Genomic DNA, 16,825 nt, shown 5'->3' with positions numbered 1-16,825 from the left:
AATTCTTCAGGCAATCCCGGATGGACCTCAACCTGATCCAGGCCTTCGTCGACATCGTCGACGCCGGCAACCTGGCCGAGGCGGGCCGGCGGCGCGGCGTCACGCGCTCGCAGGTCAGCCGCCAGCTGCGCGAGCTGGAGCACCAGGCCGGCGCCCAGTTACTGCGCCGGACCACGCGCCGGCTGGAACTGACCGAACCCGGCCAGGCGCTGTACCAGCACGGCGTGCGCATCCTGCAGGAGGTGGCGTCGGCGCAGGCCGAAATCGACAGCCTGGGGAAGACCCTGCGCGGGCATGTGCGCGTGAGCGTGCCCACCGGGCTGGGCGACGCCTATATCGCCCCGCTCCTGTTGCAGTTCGCGCAGAAGCACCCGGGCATCACGCTGCGGGTGCTCTTCGCCAACCGTGTCACCGACCTGATCGCCGCCGAGATCGACGTCGCGTTCAAGGTCACCTCGGCACCGCCGCTGGACCATGTCGCCCGCGAAATCTGCGATATCCGCTGGCAACTGTATGCATCGCCAGCCTACCTGGAAGGTATCCCACCCGTGCGGGAGCCGGGTGACCTGGCCGGCTGCCATTTCCTCTGCCAACCCTATCCGCCGCGGCAATTCGCGCTCTCGCTGTACCGCGACGGCCAGCGCGTGGACGTGGCAGTGACGCCGAAGCTGCAGTCCGAGCACTTCCTGTTCCTGGCGCGCGCCGTGCGCGAAGGGCATGGCATCGGCCAGCTGCCGGTCTACATCGGCTGGAAGGAAGTGCGCGCCGGCCGGCTTGTGCCGGTGCTGCCGGACTGGCGCCCAGAGGGACTGGGCAATCGGCTCTTCATCATCACCACGCCCAACCTGCATCCGTCGATGGCGACGCGGGCCCTGATCGAGTTCATGCGCGAGGAACTGGGCAAGCTGGAGGTGTTTCAGGACACCGCACCCTGAGCGCCTGCCCCGGCACACCGGCCGGTGAACGAACGGCTTCTGCGCGGGCACGAAGCAAACTTTCAGATTGCAAGCTATGATCCAGAAAACTTGCAAATTGAAAGCAAGCCGACAACGCCAGAGGCGAAGACCATGCCCCCCACAGATTTCACTTCGATGCCCTGCCCCGTCGCCCGCTCCATGGCGGTGCTGGGCGAGCGCTGGGCCATCCTTGTGCTGCGCGAGGCCTTCTACGGCAGCACGCGCTTCGACGAATTCGAACGCAACCTGGGCATCGCCCCCAACATCCTCAGCGCCCGCCTCAAGACGCTGGTCGCGCACGGCCTGCTGGCGCGCGTTACACCCGAGGGCGGCGGCCGCCACATTTACCAGCTGACCGACAAGGGACGCGACTTTTTCCCCGCCTATGTCGCGCTCAAAGCCTGGGCCGACCGCTGGATGACCGATGAAAAGGGGCCGCTGACGCTGCTGCAGGACCGCCGCACCGGCAAGGAAATCACCGAGCCGGCGCTGGCGCGCGCGGATGGCACCGAGATCACGCTGGACGACCTGCGCGTGCTGCCCGGCCCGGGGGCAGGCCGCTTCCTGCAGCGGCGCTTTGGCGACGCCGAAACGATCGACAGCCGCGCGGAGGGCAGCCATGAGTGATAGCGCCCTGCCTGCCGGCGCCGTCCCGACCGAGGCGGTGCCGGCCTCCGAACTCGCCCGCCGCATCGGCAAGCTGGCCGGCCCGACCGCGCTGATCGCGCTGCTGCAGGCCGTGGCCCAGCTGATCGAAACCTGGCTGGCCGCGCGCCAGGGCACGGCGGCGCTGGCCGGCTGGGCCGTGGTGCTGCCCTTTGCGCTGCTGCTGCAGCAGATGTCGACCGGCGCGATGGGCGGCGGCGTGGTCGCGGCGATCGCGCGCGCGCTGGGCGCCAACCGGCGCGAAGAGGCGTCGTCGCTGGTCGTACATGCGCTGCTGATCGCGGTGACCGCGGGACTGACCTTTGCCGTAGTGCTGGCGGGATTTCCGCGCGGCGTGCTGGGGGCAGTGGGCGGGACCACTGCCGCCGACGCGGCCGCCACCTATGCAATCTGGCTGTTCGGCGCCGGCGCGATTCCGGCCTGGCTGGCCAACACGCTGGCCTCGGTGCTGCGCGGCGGCGGGCGCCATGCGCTGGCCGCGCGCGTGCTCACGCTGATGTGGATCGCCTTCCCGCCGCTGTCGTGGCTGCTGGCCGAGCCTGCCGGCATGGGGCTGGCCGGTATCGGCGCGGCGCTGGCGACGGTGTCGTGGGCGGCGGCGCTGGCCATGGCGATCGTGGTGGCGCGCGGCGGCGCTGGCTTCGTGCCGGTGCTGCGGGTGCGGCCGTCGTGGGAGCTGTTTACGCGCATCCTGTCGGTGGGCCTGGTGGCGTGCGCGCTGGCGGCGGTCGGCAACCTGACCACCATCCTGGTCACCGCGCAGTTGCGCCACCACGGCACTGCGGCGGTGGCGGCCTATGGCATCTCGGCGCGGCTGGAATTCCTGATGATCCCGCTCGCCTTCGGCGTGGGCTCGGCGCTGACCGCGCTGGTCGGCGGCGCCGTGGGTGCCGGCGACTGGCACACCGCGCGCCGCACGGCGTGGGTCGGTGCATTCCTGGCGCTGGCCATTGCCGGCACGGCCGGTGCCGCGGTGGGCCTGGCGCCGTTGCGCTTTGCCAGCCTCTTCACCAACGATGCGGAAGTGATCGACATCGCCGCGCGCGCGCTGTCATGGGTGGGGCCGGCCTTCGGTGGCTTCGGCCTCGGCATGGCGCTGTACTTTGCGTCGATGGGTGCCGGCCGCATGCGTTGGCCGGTGGCCGCCGGGCTGTCCCGCATCGCGCTGGCCGTTGGCGGCGGGTGGATGCTGGCCAATGTGTTCGGCATGGGGCTGGACGGGCATTTCCTGGGGGTGGCGCTGGGGATCACGGCCTATGGCGTGGTCACGGCGATGGGGGTCAGGCAGGGGGAGTGGTCGGCGCGATAAGCATTGCGGCATTGGCGCAAGCCGCGACCGGCGGCGGGCTCCCCTACCGCGCCAACACCTTCGCATCCCGCTGCATCCCCGCATCGCGTACATCCTGCACCACCGACGGCCAGCCGCCGCCGAGCGACTTGTACAGCGCCGCGGTGCTGGTCAGCACATCCACCTGCCCCTGCACCGCTGAAAGCTGCGCGGCGAACAGCTTCTCCTTCGCCGTGGTCACCTCCAGGTAGCTGGAATATCCGCCCTCGTAGCGCGCACTCGACTGGTCGGCATACACCACCAGGCTCTTCTCCTGCAGGCGCAGGCTCACCAACCGGTTGCGGGTCTCGATGCCGCTGGACAGGGCGCTGTTGACGTCGGCCAGCGCCGCCAGCACGGTGCCCTGGTAGGCCAGCATGGCCTGCTCGCGCTGCGCCGATGCGGTCTGCACCTGGCCGCGGATGGCGCCGCCCTGGAAGATCGGCTGGGTCAGCCCGGCACCGAAGCCCCATACCTGCGAAGCGCTGTGCCACAGCCCCGCCGGCGAACTGGCGATGGCGCCGAACAGGCCGCTCAGGTTGACCGCCGGCAGGTACAGCGCCTGCGCGGCGCCAAGCTGCGCGTTGGCGGCGATGGCGGTTTGCTCGGCCTGCAACACGTCGGGCCGGCGCGACAGCAGCGCGGCCGGCAGGTCGGCGCCGACCGGCGGCGGCTGCAGTTCGATGACCGGCTTGCCGCGCTCGATCGGCCCGGGCTCGCGGCCCAGCAGCACCGACAGCGCATTCTCGGTCTGCGCGATGCCGCTACGCAACGCCGGGATCGTCGCCTCGGTCACGTAGAAGTCGTTCTCTGCCTGCGACAGCTCGACCTGCGAGATCACCCCGCCCTCATAGCGTTGCCGGAAGATATCCAGCCCCTGCCCGCGCGCCTGCAGCGTCTGCTGCGCGATCTCGAGCTGCGCATCAAGCCCGCGCAAGGTGGCGTAGCCCTGCACCACCGAGGCCGCCAGCGACAGCACCACGCCACGGCGCGCGTACTCGGCGTTCCACAGGCTGGCCTCGGCCGCCTCGGCCTGCCGGCGGATACGGCCCCACAGGTCGATTTCCCAGCTGGCATTAGCCAGGAGCTGATAGGTGTTGCGCGGGCCGTCGAGCGACGCGAATGGCGTGCCGTTGAAGGTGCCGGCGCGCTGGCGCGCGGCCGACGCCGTCAGGTTGAGCTGTGGAAAGAAACCGGCGCGCACCACCATCAGCTGGCCGCGGAACTCGTCGATGCGGGCGGCCGCGATGCGCACGTCGTAGCTGTTGCGCAGCGCCGTCTCCACCAGGGCGTTCAGCACCGGATCGCCAAAACTGTCCCACCACGCGCTGTCCGCCGCTACGGCCAGCACCCCAGCGTCGATGCGGTACTGGGCGGGATCGGGCGTGGCCGGGCGCTCGTAGTTGGGGCCGATGGCGCAGCCGCCCAGCGCCGCGGCCAGGCAGGCGCCGGCCAGCCGGTGGCGCGCGCTCATGACGGTTCTCCGGCAGGTGGCGTGGTGGGCGCGGCCCCGACCTTGGGCTTCGGCTTGCGCTCGGACATCACCTCCAGCCCCCAGAAGAACATCGGGATGAAGAACAGCGCAATGACCGTGGCGCCGAGCATCCCGCCGATCACGCCGGTGCCCAGCGACTGTCGGCTGGCCGCCGACGCGCCGCTTGCGATCGCCAGCGGCACGCAGCCGAGGATAAAGGCGAGCGAGGTCATGATGATCGGGCGCAGGCGCAGCTTGGCCGCATGCAAGGCGGCATCGTAGGCACTGAGGCCTTCCTTGTGCCGGATTTCCACCGCGAACTCGAAGATCAGGATGGCATTCTTCGCTGCCAACGCAATCAGCACCGTCAGCCCGATCTGGAAGTAGACATCGTTCTGCATGCCGCGCAACAGGATGGCAACCAGTGCACCGAACAGCGCGAACGGTACCGCCAGCAGGACACCGAACGGCAGCGACCATTTTTCGTACTGCGCCGCGAGGATCAGGAACACCATCAGCAAGGCAAAGGCAAAGACCATCGCTGCCGTCGATCCGGCGGTCTTCTCCTCGTACGCCTGTCCGCTCCAGGCAAAACTGTAGCCCTGGCCAAGCACTTCCCGCGCCACGTCCTCCATGGCCGCAAGCGCTTGGCCAGAGCTGTAGCCCGGCGCGGCATCGCCCATGATCTTGGCGGCCGGGAAATTGTTGAAGCGGGTCATGATATCGGCGCCTGGGACATACCGGGATGTCGTCACCGCCTTGATCGGCACCATTTCGCCGTTACGGTTGCGCACGTAGACCTTGTCGAGATCCTCCGGACGCGAGCGGTAGTCGGCCTCGGCCTGCAGGATCACCTGGAACAGCCGGCTGTTCTTCGGGAACTGGCTGACGAAGAGCGAACCGAACATGGTCTGCAGCGCGGAATAGACCTGCTCGACGGGCACGCCTTGGGTTTCGGAGCGTTCGCGATCCACCTCCACCAGCAACTGGCGCGAGCGCGTGTTGATGGTGGAATTGATCCCCGTCAGCTCTGGCCGCTGCCGGGCCTTGGCGATAAAGGCATGCACCCGCTCCTCCAGTTGCTGGTAGGTGCCGTCCGCCGTGCTCTGGAGCCAGAACTCAAAACCACCGGTCGTTCCCAGGCCCGGGATCGAGGGCGGGTTGATCGGAATGGTCACACCGTCCTGGTAGCTCGCAAACTCCTTCTTCGCCCTGACGATCAGGTCCGCCGCGCTCTCGCCCTCCTTGCGTTCATGGAAGCCCTTCAGCGTGATAAACAAGGTGGAAGCATTCGCCTTATTCTGCGAATCGATCAGGCTGTACCCGTCCACGGACGCCACCGAGCTGACGCCGGGTTGCTTGGCGTACCAGGTCTCGGCACGGGAGGAGAGGTTGCCGGTGCGGTCCAGGCTGGCCGCATCCGGCATCACCACGGCACCGAACAGATAGCCCTGGTCCTCCACCGGCAGGAACGACGACGGTATCCGCACGAACATCAGCACGCTCACCCCGATCATGACAAGGATGATGACGATGGAGATCACCGTCCGCCTGATCACGACCTGCAGCGACTTGTCGTACCCCTGTATCAGGCGATCGAACGAATTGTTGAACCACTGGAAGAAGCGGTTCTTCTTGTGCTCGCCGGGCTTGAGCAGGATTGCCGCAAGCGCCGGCGACAGGGTCAGTGCCACCACCCCGGACAGCACCACCGACACCGCGATGGTGACGGCAAACTGCTTGTAGAGCTGGCCGGTAATGCCGGACAGGAACGCCACCGGGATAAACACCGCCAGCAGCACCAGCACGATGGCAACCACGGGGCCGCTCACCTCGTCCATGGCACGCTTGGCCGCCTCCTTTGGCGGCAGCTTGAACTCCACCATGTTGCGCTCGACGTTCTCGATCACCACGATCGCGTCGTCAACCACAATGCCGATGGCCAGCACCATCCCGAACAAGGTCAGCATGTTGACCGAGAAGCCGAACATGCTCATGCCGACGAAGGCGCCGATGATGGACACCGGCACGGCAAGGATCGGCACGATCGTTGCGCGCAGGCTCTGCAAGAACAGGTAGACGACCAGGATCACGAGGATCACCGCATCGCGCAGCGTGTGCACCACCTCGTTGATCGATTCGTGCACGAACTCGGTGGTATCGAGCGCGATCTCATATTCGAGCCCCGGCGGGAACGACTTCTTCAGTTCCGCCAGCGTGCTGCGCACCTGCTTGGCCACGTCCAGCGCATTGGCGCCCGGCTGCTGGTAGACCGCCAGCAGCGTGGCGGTCTTGCCCTTGTAGCGGCTGCGCAGCGAATAGTCCTTGATGCCGAGCTCGGCCCTGCCGATGTCCTTGAGCCTTACCAGCGCGGCGTCGCCCGACTGCGCGCGCAGGATCATGTTCTCGAACTCGGCGGGCTCGGTCATCTGGCCCTTGGTCGCAATCGGGAATGTCTGCAGGACCGTGCCCGTGGTCGGCGACTGTCCGATACGGCCGGCCGAGAACTGCTGGTTCTGCGCGCTGACAGCGTTCTTGACGTCTTCCGTGGTAATGCCCAGCGACGCCATCCGGTCCGGCCGCAGCCAGATCCGCATCGCGTAGTCCGGATTGCCGAAGATTGCCGACTGGTTGGCGCCGGGAATGCGCTTGAGCGCATCCATCACATAGATGTTGGCGTAGTTGCCGACAAAGGTCTGGTCGTAGCTGTTGTCCGGCGAAAAGATGGCAATCACCATCATGAACGCGGACGAGCGCTTCTGCACGGAAACGCCCTGGGCCGTGACCGCTTCAGGCAGGGTCGGCAGCGCCAGGTTGACCCGGTTCTGCACGTCCACCTGCGCCAGTTGCGGATCGGTCCCGATCTCGAAATACACAGTCAAGGTCATGTCACCCGTCGAGGAACTCGTCGAGTTCATGTACATCATGTGGTCCGCGCCGTTGACCTGCTGCTCGATCGGCGCCGCGACGTTTTGCGCGACCACTTCCGCGCTGGCTCCGGGGTATCGCGTCGTCACCGTGATCGACGGCGGCGTAACGTCCGGGAACTGGGCAATCGGCAGTTTGGTCAGCGCAACCAGGCCGCCCACCACGATGATGATGGACAGGACCGACGCAAAGATGGGTCGGTCGATAAAGAAGTGGGCAAGCTTCATGGCTTGCTCCCTGCGCTCTGCGTGCCCTTGGCCTGGGCGGGGGATGACGCGCCTGGCGCACCCGGCGCGCTGGCGGGCGCCGCACCTGCCGGGGGCTTCTGTCCGGGCACGACCTCGGTGGCCTTGACCGGCGCGTCGGGCGTCAGCCGCAGCCCGCCGCTGACGACCACGCGCTCGCCAGCCTTCAGGCCCGAGCGCACCACCCAGTTGTCACCGGTCCACTGGCCGACCTCTACTACGCGCTGCTGGGCCTTGTTGTCCTGGCCCACCACCCAGACCAGTTGCCCGCGCGGCCCCTGGATGATGGCATCCTGCGGCACCGCAATGGCCTTCGTGCGCTCGGCACCGTGCAGCTTGACCCGCACGAACTGCCCTGGCCGCAGCGTGCCCTCGGGGTTGGAGACTTCCGCACGGATCATGTAGGTGCCCGTCTCCGAGTTGAAGGCGGCATCGGCAAAAGTGATCTTGCCGTGATGCGGGAACTGGCTGCCGTCGGCCAGCACGATCACAACGTCGAACGCGCCCTTATCCGGGAATCTCAGCGCGCCGGATTCCGTTTCGGAGCGGGCCGCCAGGACCTCGTTCTCTGACAGGCTGAAGTTGACCCACATCGGGTCGAGCTTGGCGACGTAGGTCAGCAGGCTGTTGGAGGGATCGATGTAGCTGCCCGCCTGCTTCTTGGCAAAACTGGACACCCCATTGACCGGCGACTTGATGGTGGTGTAGCCGAGATTCAGCCTGGCATTGGTGACGTTCGCGCGGGCCGCCTCGACGGCAGCGGCAGCGGCCTGCTGCTTGCCGGTCGCGTCATCAAGGTCGCGCTGGCTCAGGGCGTTGCGCTCGGCCAGCGGCCTGACACGGGCCAGGTCGGCGTTGGCAGTCTTCAGCCGCGCCTGCTGCTGCGCCAGCTCGGCGTTAGCCGCGTCAAGCGCGGCGGCGAACGGCTTCGGATCCATCAGGAACATGGTCTCGCCGGTCTTGACCACCGCGCCTTCGGTATAGACCCGCCGGTCGAGGAAGCCGTTGACCCGCGCGCGGATCTCCACCTGCTGCGAGCTCTGGGTCTGGCCGACAAAGTCGTAGACGATGGGTACATCGCGCAACGCCACCGTCATCACGCCGACCTGGAGCGCGGGCGGCGCCACCGCCGCCGGCTTTTCCTTGCTGCAGGCCGCCAACATCACCAGGCACGCCAGGCACATTGTGCTGCGCCAGTGGAACACAGTTTTCACGGGGACCTCCTCCCGCCATGGTTGGTTTGCGTGCCGGCGCGTAACTTCGGGACCTGCCCTCCCCGATGGGCGCAGCACATCCTGAGCTCGCACCTTCTGTGCAGCGTAAGGCCGGCGTTTGCGCGCGCCAATTCAATCTTTTCGAGCGCGTGTTAACTCCTTTCGAGCCGAGCCGGCCGTGATTTCAGCACCCGCCGGGTAGCGTGGTACTCAACGGCGAAAGTCCCCATGGACGCCGCCGCCGCGCAAGCCCCGGCCACCCAAGCCGCCGCCCGCGCCAAACCCCCGCCCCTGCCAATGCTGCGCGACGCCGCTGAAGCGCTGCTGGCCGAGCTCGCGCGCCTGCCGCTGCTGCTCCAGGCGGCCGGTAACCTCGTTGTTGGTCTGCACCGGCTCCCAGCCGCCGGGCGTGTGCTTCTGCCAGCCGCTGTCGGTGTGCTGGTAGACCGAGCCGTCATGGCCGGCATAGACGTTGCCGTTGTTCCACACCACGGCGTTGTCCTTGCCGGGGTTGGCGACAAAGCCGCGGCTGGCGGCGGTGTGCTGGCCGGTCTGGGTATTGCCGGCAATGCCGGCCTCGGCGGCGCCGACGCGGCCGGTCTGCGCGTCGTAGCCGGCAGCCTGGCGGCCGGCGGCGTAGTTGCCGGGGTAGGGATTGCCGGCCACGCCCCCGCGCGCGGCGCCTTCGCGCCCTGTCGAGGGGTTGGCGAACGAGCCCTGCCGGCCCGCCGCGTAGTCGCCCGAGTACGGGTTGAAAGCGGCGCCGCGGCTGCCCTGGTAGCGGGCGCCGGTGGCAGGGTTGTAGCCGGAGCCCGCCGTGCCGCGCCACTCCGTGCCGGTCCACGCGTTCCAGCCCTGCGCATGGGTCACCGTGCCCTGGCCCCAGCGTCCGTAGAAGTTCGCCTGGTTCACGTTGACGTAGTTCCAGTTGTATGTGCCGCCCCACCAGTACGGGCCCCAGTATGGCGAGGGCGCACCCCAGATCGCTCCCGCGGCGAAGCCGAAGGCAAAGCCTTCGGCCATGCCGATACCAAAGCCCGCGCCATAGCCGTAGGTGACCGGATAGCCGTAGTAGACGGTGCCCACGTAGGGCGGATAGACATAGCCGGTGCCGTACACCACGGTGCCGTCGGCGCTGACCACCACGCCCATGTAGCCGGGGGTATAGCCGACCACCACCGTCTCGGGCGTGACTGCGTAGATGCGCACATAGGTAACGTAGTACACCGGCGAGGTCGGCGGGATCGTATAGATCGCCGGCGGCACCTCGGTCGCCACGCGCCATGGCCCGACCGGCGCCGATGCCGTGAACCAGACGCCGTTGGCGACCGCGTAGTAGTGGCTGCGGTCGACTTCGATCACCGGCGTGCCAGTGTTGGCGGCGTAGCTGAGCGAGGTGCCCGTGATCGGCGTGAAGCGCGGCGCGCCGTCGTAAGCCACGCTCAGGCTGGCCTTGCTGCGCGATACCGTGGCCGTCTGCGGGATCAGGCGGCGATCGTCGCCTCGCGCGCCTGCAGGGTGCCAGGTACCGACACCAGCACGTTGGCCTTGGGATCGGTCGGCGGTATCTTGGCAAAATCCGCGGGCAGCTCGTTGCCGGGCACGTATTGCCAGGGCCCGGTCAGCATCGGCGCGCGGAACCAGCGGCCGGAGACCAGCAAGTAATACTGGTTGGTGGCCGGGTCGATAAAGACGGCGTGGTCGGCATTGGACACCGTCAGCAGGCCGACCACGCTCACCGGTGCCATGCGCGGCGCGCCAGTCGTGATGACCAGCTCGGTCGGCCGGGTGGCGAATACGATCGCCGGCGCGGTGGATGGACGCTTGCCTTCGGCCGGCAACAGGCTGTCGGGCTTCATCCCCGCGGCGGCCTTGCTCGCGGCGGACTGCAACGCCTGGGGCACGTTGGACATCACCTCCCAGGCGCCGCCCGCGGATTCGGAGCGGTACCAGTAGCCGGCGGCCTGCAGGTACAGCTCGCCACCGGGGTCGCGCAACAGCAGCGCGCGGCTGTTGAGCGCGCGTTCGTACTGCGTGCCGGGCACCGTACGCCATACCGGGTCGCCGTCGATCAGCACCAGCAGCGTGGGCGTGGTGGCAAAGAGGATCTGCGGCGCATCGTTCCTGACCGCCACCCGGTCCGCCTTGGCCAGTTGCCGCGACACCGCGTAGCTGGCCTGCAGCTGGTCCAGCGGCACGGTCAGCCCGTTGGCGGGCAGGCGCGACACCAGCGCCTGGCGCACGCGGTCGGCGGCGTCGGGCCGGGTCGGCACCTCCACGCTTTCGATCGTGAGCCTGGTCAGCTGCACCAGCCCCGACGGCTTGTCGATATCGGCCATGGCCGTGAAATGCACCACGCCATAGGTGGGCGAGCCGTCCTTCGCCCCCACCGCCACCGCGGCGCGGCCCGACATCTGGTTGCCCTCCCAGGTCTCGATCTGCGGCTGGTACAACTCCACGTGTTCGCTGGCGGCATCGAAGTTGCGCGGCCAGGCGAGCGCCGCTGCGGCCGGTTGTGGCGGCGTGGCGGCCTGCGTGCCGAGGGGTGAGAGCGCAAGCCAGGCCGCTGCGATCAGGGCGCCGGTCTGCTTCAGGCGGAAGGACATGGGTTTCTCCGGGAAGAAGCGGCCCCGCGCCGGCAGCGCCAGCCGCGGCGAGGCCCTGCACGGGCACGATGCTGCACAACACCCGGCCCATGGTGCGAATCTAAATTAGGCTGGACAGGCGAACAATCGGATTTGAAAAGATTCAGGATCGGTCCAAAGAAAGACAGATCACACTGCGGGCTGCGGCTCCGCCGTGCGTTCGCCAGGAGCCCGCCATGGCTGCCGGATGAGGCGCTGCGGATAAAAAGAGAATCGCGCCGCAAGCCGGCCGCATCAAGCCACAATGCGCCATTGCGCGCCGTGCAGATGCGGCGGGTGTGCATCTTGCTTCTCCTGGCGGTGCGACGCCGCGCGTTCGCCCTTGAAGGCGCCCTGCCGCGGCCTCATCTTTCACCCACTCCAGTTCCGCCCCCTCCCTCATGCCCCCTCGCACCACGATCCTGACCGCCGCCTTAGTGACGGCCCTGCTGCACGCCTATATTGGCCTGCGGCTGCTGCCGGCGATGCCGGTGCCGGTTGTTGCCAAGGCGCTGGCCGCGGTGTGGCTGGCAATCTCCTGCGCACTGCTGCCGGCCGGCTTGCTGGCGCGGCGCTTCAGCCAGCCGTGGTCGGACCGGATTTCCTGGATCGGCATGCTGGCAATGGGATTTTTCTCGTCCCTGCTGGTGCTGACGCTGGCACGCGACGTGGCGCTGGCCGCCGCGTGGGTGGCGGGCAAGCTGCTCAACTGGCAGGCACCCGGCCTGGCCGCGGGCAGCGCCGTGGCGGTGCCGTTGCTGGCGCTGCTGGTCACGCTGGCGGGCTATATCAATGCGCGCCGGCTGGCGCGCGTGGTCGAGGTCGACGTCCCAGTGGCCGGCCTGCCCGAGGCGCTGCACGGCTTCACCATCGCGCAGATCAGTGATATCCACGTTGGCCCCACCATCAAGCGGCCGTACCTGGACCGCATCGTTGACCGCGTCAACAGCCTGCAGGCCGACGCGGTGGCCATCACCGGCGACCTGGTCGACGGCACCGTGCGCGAACTGTCGGCGCACACCGCGCCGCTGGCACGACTAAAGGCGCGCCACGGCGCCTATTTCGTCACCGGCAACCATGAGTACTACGCGGGCGCCGGCCCGTGGATCGAAGAGTTGCGCCGGCTGGGGCTGCGCGTGCTGATGAACGAGCACGTGGTGCTGCAGCACGATGGCTATCCTCTGGTGCTGGCCGGCGTGACCGACTACTCAGCGGGGCGATTCCATGAAAGCCATCGCAGCGACCCGCACCGCGCCATCGCGGGAGCGCCGGCACAGGCCGCGGTGCGGGTGCTGCTGGCGCACCAGCCGCGCACGGCGCCGGCGGCGGAAGAAGCGGGCTTCGACTTGCAACTCTCGGGCCATACCCACGGCGGCCAGTTCTGGCCGTGGAATTTGTTTGTGCCGATGCAGCAGCCGTACACGGCGGGGCTGGTGCGGCATGGGTCTCTGTGGATCTATGTGAGCCGGGGTACGGGGTATTGGGGGCCGCCGAAGCGATTTGGGGCGCCGTCGGAGATTACGCGGGTGAGGTTGGTGCGGGCGCCTCAAGAATAAAAAAACCAGGCCCGCAGGCCTGGTTCTCTTTCGCGATCAGTAACCGATCACCGTGCAATCGGCTTATACCGAATCCGCTTAGGCTTGGCCCCTTCCTCACCCAGCCGGCGCTTCTTGTCGGCTTCGTACTCCTGGTAGTTCCCCGGGAAGAACTCAACATGCGAGTCCCCCTCGAACGCCAGGATATGCGTCGCGATCCGGTCCAGGAACCAGCGATCGTGCGAGATCACCATCACGCAGCCGGCAAACTCCAGCAGCGCATCTTCCAGCGCCCGCAGCGTTTCCACGTCGAGGTCGTTCGACGGCTCATCCAGCAGCAACACGTTGCCGCCGGCAATCAGCGTCTTGGCCATGTGCAGGCGGCCGCGTTCACCGCCCGAAAGCGTGCCGACCTGCTTCTGCTGGTCGCCGCCCTTGAAGTTGAAGCGGCCGATGTAGGCGCGCGACGGGGTCTCGTACCTGCCCACCGTCAGGATGTCGGCGCCGCCCGAGATTTCCTCGAACACGGTCTTGGTGCCGTCCAGCGCGTCGCGGCTCTGGTCGACGAACGCCATCTTCACGGTCGGCCCGATCTTGATCTCGCCGCTGTCCGGCTGTTCCTTGCCGGTCAGCATGCGGAAGAAGGTCGACTTGCCGGCGCCGTTCGGGCCGATGATGCCGACGATGGCGCCAGGCGGCACCTTGAAGCTGAGGTTGTCGATCAGCAGGCGGTCGCCGTAGCCCTTGCTCACGCCGTCGAACTCGATCACTTCATTGCCCAGGCGCTCACCCACCGGGATGAAGATTTCCTGGGTTTCGTTGCGCTTCTGGTATTCCTGGCTGTTCAGCTCGTCAAAGCGCGCCAGGCGCGCCTTGGACTTGGCCTGGCGACCCTTGGGGTTCTGGCGCACCCACTCCAGTTCCTTGTGCAGCGCCTTCTGGCGGGCCGATTCGCTGGCCTCTTCCTGCTTCAGGCGCGCCTCCTTCTGGTCCAGCCACGAGCTGTAGTTGCCCTTCCAGGGGATGCCCTGGCCGCGGTCCAGCTCCAGGATCCACTCGGCGGCGTTGTCGAGGAAGTAGCGGTCGTGGGTCACGGCGACCACGGTGCCGGGGAAGCGCGTCAGGAACTGCTCCAGCCAGTCCACCGACTCGGCGTCCAGGTGGTTGGTCGGTTCGTCGAGCAGCAGCATGTCGGGGCGCGACAGCAGCAGGCGGCACAGCGCCACGCGGCGCTTTTCGCCGCCGGACAGGTTGGCGATCGTTGCGTCCCATGGCGGCAGGCGCAGCGCGTCGGCGGCGATCTCCAGCTGCAGCTCGACATTGTTGCCGTCGCTGGCAGCCAGGATCGCCTCGTACTTGGCCTGGTCGGCGGCCAGCGCGTCGAAGTCCGCGTCCGGCTCGGCATAGGCCGCATAGATCTCGTCGAGCTTCTTGCGCGCCTCGAACACGCCGCCGAGCGCCTCTTCCACCGACTCGCGCACGGTCTGCTCGGGATTGAGATGCGGTTCCTGCGGCAGGTAGCCGATGTTCAGGTTCGGCATCGGCGTGGCTTCGCCCTCGATTTCCTTGTCGAGGCCGGCCATGATCTTGAGCAGCGTGGACTTGCCCGAGCCGTTCAGGCCCAGCACGCCGATCTTGGCGCCGGGGAAGAACGACAGCGAGATGTCTTTCAGGATGTGACGCTTGGGCGGGACGATCTTGCCCACGCGGTTCATGGTGAAAACGTACTGTGCCATGGGTGCGTGTTGGAAGGTTGTTCGGGAATGGCGGGAGTGTAGCAGGCGGACATGGCACGCTCACCCGCGCCCGGCCGGATTCCGCCCCCGCCGGTACAATGGCAGGTTCGACTTTCCGCCGATTTTTCAAGCCATCGCCATGAGCAAACCCGCCCTGACCCTGAAGTTCAAGTGCAAGAAGTGCACCAAACCAGTCACGCTGTACCTGCAGAAGACGTCCGCGTGCTCGCACATCACGCCGTACCAGGGCTTCTGCAAGTGCGGCGAGATGATGCGCCACGCCACCGGCGACAAGGACGCGGTCGAGTCCTTCGTCAACTCGCTGGACAACAGCTGGATGCACCACCATCACCACCACCACTGAGCAGGCCGCTGCAGTGACTGAAACCTGGCGCCCCGCCGGCAAGGACCCGATGCGCTTCCTGGGCGGCTACCCGCCCGGCGTGCTCGACCAGGTACGCGAGCTGATCGCCGCCGGCCGTCTGGGCGACCATATTGCGCGCCGCTACCCCGGCCGCCACACCGTGCAGACCGACCGCGCACTGTACGAGTACACCACCGACATCAAGCAGGAATATCTGCGCAGCGCGCCGCCGCTGCACAAGGTCGGCTTCGACCCACGGCTCGATTCCGCCCAGCGCGCGCTGGGCCTGCATACCGCGATCTCGCGCGTGCAGGGTGGCAAGCTCAAGGCCAAGAAGGAAATCCGCGTGGCCTCGCTGTTCAAGGAAGCGCCGCCGGAATTCCTGCGCATGATCGTCGTGCACGAGCTCGCCCACCTGAAGGAGAGTGAGCACGACAAGGCCTTCTACCGGCTCTGCGAACACATGGAGCCGCGCTACCACCAGCTGGAGTTCGACACGCGCTTGTGGCTGGCGTGGCGCGAGCTGGAAAAGCCGTCCCGCGATGACCCTCAGTCGCAGGCGTAGCGATAGCTGCCATCCAGGTATGCCGGCATGACCAGAGTGCGCAGGTTCGCTGCCTTCGCCCCCGTACACAGCGCATTGCGCTGGGCCACGGTCTTGTACTTGGACCGGTATTCGATGTTGAACACCGCCTTGCCCTGGCCAGTGAAGGCCGAATAGGTATCGCACTCCTGGTACTGGTGGCACGACTCATTGATGGCGAAATCGAATTCCGCCGCCAGCACCGGCACCTGTCCGACATCGTTCTTCAACCCCACCGCCAGCCCGCGCGCATGCGCCTCGGTCGCCAGGAAGCGGTTGTAGTCGAGCTGGGTCTCGGCCGTCAGCGGCAGGCCGGGGCTGTTGGTGTAGGCGTCGACGTTGTCCGGATCGACCGCATCGCAGCCTTTGCTTACCGCCAGATCCATACGTGCCTGCATGATCTGGCGCACGTTGGCCGAGCGCGTATCGAGCCAGCGCTCTCCCGCCCAGCCGGACAGCGGTGCGCCCATGTCGGCGGCGGTGAACTGGCTGTAGTCCGGGCGCCAGTCTTCGGCGCTGCCGGCGGAGAAGTAGCAGATTACGCGCCGGCCCTGTGCCTTGAGCGTGGCGATGGTGGCCGTCGGCGTGTCGAACAGGTCAATGTCGTAGGCGACCACCGCGTAGCTGGTATTGAGCCTGCCGGTGAGCTGGATCTGCCAGGTGTCGGTGATAGCTGGCGCCCAGCGCGTGGTGGCGCTGGTGGTGGTTGCCGTGACGGCGTACTTTGGTGTCGTGGCTGCCATCGTTGACGCCGATGGCGACACCATCTCAGTCTGTTCCCCGTCCCCGCCGCAGCCGCCCAGTACGGCGGACAGTATGACCCCGGCAAGCGCAGCATATTTGCTTTTCATTTTTTTTACCCTTCCCTGTTGTGAATCCCGAGCAAAATCGGCGGCCTGCGTTGTCCCTGCCCATACCCGTTGGCCTGCCGATACGGTTCAAGCACTTTAGCGGATTCCCGTGAAGGTTTGCCATGCCCCGTTGGATGACTCGGGGCCACTGTTCGCGCGGCGCAACCCAGGCAAATGGGCTACATCATCTGGATGGTTCAGATGTAGCCGGACCGTTTTGTCGGCTGCTTCGTCAATAGCTCGCGCTGAGGTGTGGGGAACCGGGTCTGCACGCGCGGCAGACTGTAATAGCAGGCAGACCCCTCTGGCTGCTTATGGGTGC

The 16,825-nt window shown here is 67.2% G+C and carries 11 protein-coding genes and 1 pseudogene; 6 read left to right on the top strand and 6 right to left on the bottom strand.

From position 1 onward, the window contains the following. Positions 1-20 precede the first annotated feature (20 nt). The 3 genes from K307_RS21620 (at position 21) to K307_RS21610 (ending at position 2,931) form a co-directional block, all read left to right on the top strand. Entirely contained in the window at positions 21-935 is a 915-nt protein-coding gene (locus K307_RS21620) for a LysR family transcriptional regulator (protein ID WP_042882657.1), read from the top strand. A 132-nt stretch (positions 936-1,067) separates the two neighbouring features. Further along, positions 1,068-1,583, top strand: a complete 516-nt coding sequence (locus K307_RS21615) for a winged helix-turn-helix transcriptional regulator (protein ID WP_042882655.1) — start codon at positions 1,068-1,070, stop codon at positions 1,581-1,583. Beyond that, positions 1,576-2,931, top strand: a complete 1,356-nt coding sequence (locus K307_RS21610) for an MATE family efflux transporter (protein ID WP_042882654.1) — start codon at positions 1,576-1,578, stop codon at positions 2,929-2,931. Before K307_RS21615 ends, K307_RS21610 begins: the two co-directional genes overlap by 8 nt. Before the next feature lie 43 nt (positions 2,932-2,974). Here the strand turns inward: K307_RS21610 and K307_RS21605 are convergent, their stop codons facing one another. The 4 genes and pseudogenes from K307_RS21605 to K307_RS21590 form a co-directional block, all read right to left on the bottom strand. After that, a complete protein-coding gene (locus tag K307_RS21605) occupies positions 2,975-4,423 on the bottom strand; it encodes an efflux transporter outer membrane subunit (RefSeq protein ID WP_042882652.1) in 1,449 nt (482 codons plus the stop codon). Next, positions 4,420-7,578 carry an efflux RND transporter permease subunit gene (locus tag K307_RS21600; RefSeq protein ID WP_042882650.1) on the bottom strand — a complete coding sequence of 1,053 codons (3,159 nt, stop codon included), beginning with the start codon at positions 7,576-7,578 and terminating at the stop codon, positions 4,420-4,422. The genes K307_RS21605 and K307_RS21600 overlap by 4 nt, the downstream gene beginning before the upstream one ends. Next, on the bottom strand, positions 7,575-8,810 hold the full coding sequence (locus tag K307_RS21595; RefSeq protein WP_042882649.1) for an efflux RND transporter periplasmic adaptor subunit: 1,236 nt from the start codon (positions 8,808-8,810) through the stop codon (positions 7,575-7,577). The genes K307_RS21600 and K307_RS21595 overlap by 4 nt, the downstream gene beginning before the upstream one ends. A 210-nt stretch (positions 8,811-9,020) precedes the next feature. Further along, a pseudogene (locus K307_RS21590) lies at positions 9,021-11,416 on the bottom strand (carbohydrate-binding family V/XII). Positions 11,417-11,835: 419 nt separating this feature from the next. On the opposite strand from K307_RS21590, the gene K307_RS21585 reads away from it, so the two are divergent. Next, entirely contained in the window at positions 11,836-12,990 is a 1,155-nt protein-coding gene (locus tag K307_RS21585) for a metallophosphoesterase (protein WP_042882648.1), read from the top strand. 47 nt (positions 12,991-13,037) lie between these two features. Here the strand turns inward: K307_RS21585 and ettA are convergent, their stop codons facing one another. Further along, a complete protein-coding gene (gene ettA, locus K307_RS21580) occupies positions 13,038-14,705 on the bottom strand; it encodes an energy-dependent translational throttle protein EttA (RefSeq protein WP_042882646.1) in 1,668 nt (555 codons plus the stop codon). 139 nt (positions 14,706-14,844) lie between these two features. Here ettA and K307_RS21575 point away from each other — a divergent pair, with 139 nt between their 5' ends. Both K307_RS21575 and K307_RS21570 read left to right on the top strand, forming a co-directional pair. After that, positions 14,845-15,069: a hypothetical protein gene (locus K307_RS21575; RefSeq protein ID WP_010812270.1), complete on the top strand. Its 225-nt coding sequence runs from the start codon at positions 14,845-14,847 to the stop codon at positions 15,067-15,069. A gap of 49 nt (positions 15,070-15,118) precedes the next feature. Beyond that, positions 15,119-15,634 (top strand): M48 family metallopeptidase, encoded by a 516-nt coding sequence (locus K307_RS21570; RefSeq protein ID WP_042882775.1) that lies wholly within the window; start codon positions 15,119-15,121, stop codon positions 15,632-15,634. On the opposite strand, the gene K307_RS21565 is transcribed toward K307_RS21570, so the two are convergent. Further along, positions 15,619-16,503, bottom strand: a complete 885-nt coding sequence (locus K307_RS21565) for an endo alpha-1,4 polygalactosaminidase (RefSeq protein WP_042882645.1) — start codon at positions 16,501-16,503, stop codon at positions 15,619-15,621. The genes K307_RS21570 and K307_RS21565 overlap by 16 nt on opposite strands. Between the last annotated feature and the right edge of the window lie 322 nt (positions 16,504-16,825).

The sequence above is a fragment of the Cupriavidus necator A5-1 genome, from assembly GCF_000744095.1.
GTDB classification, from domain to species: domain Bacteria; phylum Pseudomonadota; class Gammaproteobacteria; order Burkholderiales; family Burkholderiaceae; genus Cupriavidus; species Cupriavidus necator_A.
The sequence above is the reverse complement of the archived record's forward strand: the minus strand, read 5'-3'. Positions and strand labels throughout refer to the sequence as shown.